We start from the raw sequence: 5,443 nt of genomic DNA, 5'->3' as shown, positions 1-5,443 counted from the left end.
AGCGGTGACCGTAGAACGTGGCTTTCTAACGGAGTGATCTACTCACTTGCTACGTATGATTGTGTCGTTGCCCGATGCAGAAGTTAGATTCAGAAAATAAGTTACTTTGACTCAGGAAAACTCTACTGATTTATGGCATTGAAATGGATTGCCAGTACGTTGGCTGGACTCAGCATAGCCAGTACGTTATTGCTGACAACCTCGGGCGATACGTTCGAAAAAAGAGAAATGGTGACGCTAACCAGCCGCCGGAATGCCGTACCCACTACGATGGCCAGGCCCAACATTATTGTCATTTTCTCCGACGATCATGCCTATCAGGCCATTAGCGCTTACGGTAGCAAACTAGCCAAAACGCCCAATATTGATCGGATTGCGAACGAAGGAGCTATTCTGTACAACAACGTAGTGACCAATTCCATTTGCGGGCCCAGCCGCGCTACGTTGCTCACCGGCAAATTCAGTCACCTGAACGGCTACAAACTCAACGAAAAAGTCTTCAATGTAAACCAGCCCGTCTTTCCCGAGGAATTACAAAAAAATGGCTATCAGACAGCCTGGATTGGTAAAATGCACCTTGGATCGTTACCAAACGGATTTGATTACCTCAACGTATTGCCGGGGCAGGGTCAGTATTACAATCCGGATTTTGTCAATTCAAAGCGAGATACGGTGCGGTATCCCGGCTACGTTACCAACGTAACGACCAAACTCTCGCTGGACTGGCTAAATCAGCGCGATGCGTCGAAACCATTTTTTCTGGTTGTCGGTCAGAAAGCGACGCACCGCGAATGGTTGCCTGATTTGCCCGACCTGGGCGCTTACGACAACGTAACGTTTCCCATACCCGCTACGTTTTACGACGATTATAACGGACGAGAAGCGGCCCGTGATCAGGACATGACCATCGACAAAACCATGCGCCTGAAGGAAGACCTGAAAGTTCATGCCGATTACGTGAACAGTGGCATTTATAATCGCTTTTCGCCCGAACAGAAGAAACCGTTCTACGATTATTACGAGAACAAAATAAGTAAGGAGTTCGACGCGAAAAAACTGACGGGAAAAGCCCTGGTCGAGTGGAAATATCAGCGTTATCTAAAAGATTATCTGGCTACCGCGAATTCGCTGGACCGGAACATTGGTGAGTTGTTGAATTATCTGGATAAGAATGATTTAGCTAAAAATACCGTTGTGATTTATGCCTCGGATCAGGGCTTTTACATGGGCGAACACGGCTGGTTCGACAAACGGTTTATTTACGAAGAATCGCTGAAAACACCGTTTGTGATCCGTTATCCAGGCGTCATTAAGCCCCGTACCCAGATTAACCAACTGGTTTCGAACATCGACTGGGCACCTACGTTGCTGAACATCGCCGGGGTGCCGGTTCCGAAAGAGGTTCAGGGCGTATCGTTCCTGCCGTTGCTGAAAGGGGAGAAGACACCCTGGCGAAAAGAAGCGTACTACCACTATTACGAGTATCCGGTGCCGCATCACGTTTACCCGCATTTTGGTTTACGAACGGAGCAGTACACGCTGGTACGTTTCTACGGTCCCAAAGATTTCTGGGAGTTGTACGATCTGAAAAAAGATCCGCAGCAAATTCATAATCGCTACGGGCAGAAGGGCTATGAAGCAGTCACCGCTGATCTGAAGATGAAACTCAGGAAACAGATCGAACAGTACAAAGACGACGAGGCTCTGAAATTATTAGCTGGAAAACTATAACGTAGCAGGATTTTTCAGGATGCGCTTCCGGCACCCAAAATGCTTATTTTGAAATGTTAGCGTGGCCACTGTGCCAGGGGTTGTATAGGGGGAATGGGTTTTGAGATCGACGATTCCGGGATAAGCAGTACCGTAATCGGTGCTTTGGCATTGGCAGGTAGCTTCACTTCGAAACCGATACGTACCGTTCCTGGATTGGGCGCATCGTAATCATGTTCTGGCTCGGTCGACCAGGTTTGTAGATCAATCTGTGCGGGTTCCTGAACGAACAGGATCAATTTTTTGCCGTCTTTAGTGAGTTCTGCCTTGTTGTTTCCAATCAGTTTTACCGTTGCTGGCGTAAGCATCGTCCAGCGAACGGTTGTTTCGTTTGCTGCCGTTGGCGTTTCCACTTCGTCCCGAACCGCAACAACGGATTGATTGATAATGGCTACACCCCGGTTTGCTTTGGCGAGGGCTTCGCTGTACAGGTTGGTCAGATCGGTAGTGGCATTCATGAAATTCGTAGCTGTGCCGTAGCGCGTAATGGTCGCTTTTCCTGTTACGTTCTGTAGTCCGTTGTTGATAGCGAGTGTGTTATGCGCAAAATTGTTGTAGCGAAACACCTGCCAGCGTTGCGAATTCTGCTTCATATTCCATAAATCCACTTTTTTGGATTCCAGCGATTCGTAGTTCTGCATGCCGAAATCCATAGCCCAGCGCACACCGTCGGCCTCCATGATGAATGACCCGACATCCATATGCGCGTGACTGACCGACGGACTGCCCGCTTTTAATCCAACAAAAATAGCGTTCGGATCAGTCCATGAGGTGCGCATAAGTGCCACCGGGCTACGTCCTTCACCTACCCAGACGGTTGCTTTTGGCTTTGTCATCTGGTTCGTTTTAAGGCCGTTGCTCCAGAGCATAATGGCCGGAAGCAGTCGGATTTTGGTGTGCTGTTTTGGAGAGCCGTTGAGCAGATGGTCGCGCTCGACCCAAAGCAAGGAAGGATCGTTCAGTTTCTGTGAAAACCAGAACATAGCCGGTTGCAGCTCGGCGTTTGGACCCGCATCTGAGTAGTTGAACGGATAACCGGTAGGGCCGGTCATGTTTGCCAGGTAACCTGCTGTTTTCAGAAAACCGGGTTTTTGCGAAAGACCGAAATCATTGCCAAACAGCTTTTCCAGCGCACTGATCAGCATGACGTTAAAACTCGTTCCGTAATCCCAATAGCTGTAACCTTCCGGGTAAGCACCCGCTGGACTGTATTCGCCCATGGGCAACGTAACGGTTTCGATAGCGCGGTTGATAACCTGCTTCGCCAGCTCGGGCTGATCTTCGTAAATTGCCATCGCGCCGTACGACATTCCGGCGTTACAAACCTGATTCCAGTTGTTGGTACTCCGGAGCCAGCTGCTGTACTTTGGCTCCAGCGACGGTTCAATTCCTTTTTTTAGAATAGCCTCTTTAACCGTAGCGCGCGATGGTACCGATAAGCCGCTGTAAAGCCAATCGTAACCAATGGAAACGGCCATTGTCATTTCGGCTACGTCCAGAAAGTGCGACGGATTCCAGTCGGTGAAGGTACTGACGGCCAGCAACTCATTCTCGGCCCGTTTCAAATACTTTTCCTGGTTGGTCATTCGCCAGGCATACGACAGAAAAAAAAGGCGACGTAGTGCCTCGCGGGACGTACTGAGCAACCGACGCCCAATCTGAATCCGTTCCAGTGGTGCTACGTTAAGCAGGTTGTCGCACTCAGTCAGGATTGTCTGGTTCATCTGTGCCCACGCTTTATCGGCGTCAATAGTGCGTTGAATGAATTTTTCTTCGCCTTTCATCAGCAGAATTCGCGGGTGATCGGGGATTTTGGCTAATGTGACGACACGATCTGTTTGAGCAAAAACAGGCAGGTGAATTAGCAGCAGAAAGACGAGACAGAATTCTTTATTTGACAGCATAGGCCTGGAAAAGTGAGCGCGCAATAACACAATAAGTTACTTGTTGTACAGAGCTACCCATGCATGCATCGTAGGCCCTAATTTCTTGTCCCTGGCAAGCCTTTTTATCGAATTAATCTATAACTATTACCAGTAAAAAGTGACTTTAACTAGCTTCTGACACTATTTAGGCGCTGGAATTGATCTGAATGATCAGATAAGATGGATGAGATAAACATATTTTTTATTCTTAAAACAATTGCTCAATGAAGAAAAAACTACTGTTCATGCGAGGGCTTACGTATACCTGGCAAATGGCTTGTCTGCAAATGGGACTGCTCATGAGTTGCGGAGTAGGGCTTGCGGAAGCGGCCATGCCGGAGTCGTTGTCCAAAGTGGGTAGGCATGTCTGGGCCGATCAGCCCGTTTCGGGGAAAATTACTGATGAGAAGGGCGATGGCTTGCCGGGTGTCAGCGTGGTTGTAAAGGGCACAACCCGCGGTACGACAACCGACGCGAATGGGCAATTCAAACTAAACGTGCCAAATGGGAAAGCAGTACTGATTGTTAGTTTCGTAGGGTACGTCAGGCAGGAGATCGAGGTGAACGATCGGGAGGTGGTTAATGTCCGGTTGCAGAATGACGATAAAGCGCTGGAAGAAGTAGTGGTTGTGGGTTACGGTACGCAGAAAAAAGTTAACCTGACCGGCGCCGTTTCCACCGTCGATTCGAAAGCGCTTGAATACCGTCCAACTGCTACGTTAGCTAACGCTTTACAGGGCGTAACGCCCGGGCTGACAATCACTCGCCAGAGCGGTCAGCCGGGGGCAGGAGGAGTTCGGCTTCAGATTCGGGGCGTTACGTCGGCTAATGGTAATGTCGATCCGCTGGTGCTGCTGGACGGGGTGAGTGTACCTATTGAAACGATGAACACGCTCAATCCGAATGACGTTGAAAACATCAGCGTACTGAAAGATGCAGCTGCAGCGGCTATCTACGGTGCTCAGGCTGCGGGGGGCGTTGTTTTGATTACGACCAAAAAAGGAAAAGCGGGAAAAGTAACGTTCGACTATCTGGCGCAGTACGGTACCGACTGGGCGATTAACGTGCCGGGCCGCATGAGTTTGCTGGACGAAGCTCTGTTCTCAAACCTGGCTCGGGCAAACTCGGGTAGTGCGCCTGAGTATAACGATGATGACCTGAAACGGATTCGGGAGGGGATTCCTTACGTAGTGAATCCGGCTGACACGGGTACATATCTGTATTACAATCAGCAATCACTGGCCGATCAGTTGCTACGTAAATACACGTCGATGAAGACGCATAACTTCACCGCTCGTGGCGGATCGGACAAGGTCAATTTTATGTTGTCGGCTGGATACTACGATAAGCAGGGTGTCTTTAAGATTGGCCCCGATAATGCCAAACGGTACAACTTGCGTTTAAATCTGGGGGCTCAGCTAACCAAACATCTCACGCTTGACACACGCCTTTCCTATACGCTCGAACGTATTCAGCAGTCATCGGCTGGGGTCGATGGGGAAGGGCTGCTTTATCAGGTATATCGATTGCGAACAAGAACGCCGTTTTTTACACCTGAGGGCCGCTACAACGGAGCTGGTTCGGCTGCTACAGCCTATGGTATTCTGGAATCAGGCGGTTATAACAATCAAAATAAGCGCCAGTTCGACGGGGTAGCCAATCTACAGGCAGCTAATTTCGTGAAAGGACTGACATTACGGGCTGTTGCTGGCGTGCAGTACCGACCTGCCAACAGGCAGATTTTCGCC

The 5,443-nt window shown here is 49.5% G+C and carries 3 protein-coding genes; 2 read left to right on the top strand and 1 reads right to left on the bottom strand.

Going from position 1 to position 5,443, the window contains the following annotated elements:
• The first annotated feature begins 228 nt into the window (after window positions 1–228).
• Complete coding sequence (locus tag ACOJS8_RS23690; RefSeq protein WP_420151035.1) at window positions 229–1,731, top strand: sulfatase; 1,503 nt, start codon at window positions 229–231, stop codon at window positions 1,729–1,731.
• 56 nt (window positions 1,732–1,787) lie between these two features.
• On the opposite strand, the gene ACOJS8_RS23685 is transcribed toward ACOJS8_RS23690, so the two are convergent.
• Window positions 1,788–3,674, bottom strand: coding sequence for a heparinase II/III domain-containing protein (locus ACOJS8_RS23685; protein WP_420151034.1), 1,887 nt, complete (start codon window positions 3,672–3,674; stop codon window positions 1,788–1,790).
• Window positions 3,675–3,919: 245 nt separating this feature from the next.
• Between ACOJS8_RS23685 and ACOJS8_RS23680 the strand changes: the two genes are divergently transcribed.
• A partial coding sequence (locus ACOJS8_RS23680; RefSeq protein WP_420151033.1) for a SusC/RagA family TonB-linked outer membrane protein occupies window positions 3,920–5,443 on the top strand: 1,524 nt, incomplete at its 3' end.

Source organism: Spirosoma sp. (genome assembly GCF_048594605.1).
In the GTDB taxonomy this organism is placed as follows: Bacteria; Bacteroidota; Bacteroidia; order Cytophagales; family Spirosomataceae; genus Spirosoma.
Note: the sequence above shows the minus strand (reverse complement) of the source record. Positions and strands in the feature narration are given on the sequence as shown.

Excerpts from the sequence above, each read along its gene's own strand:
- ACOJS8_RS23690 (WP_420151035.1), top strand. The coding sequence starts at position 229 with ATGGTGACGCTAACCAGCCGCCGGAATGCCGTACCCACTACGATGGCC.
- ACOJS8_RS23685 (WP_420151034.1), bottom strand. The coding sequence starts at position 3,674 with ATGCTGTCAAATAAAGAATTCTGTCTCGTCTTTCTGCTGCTAATTCAC.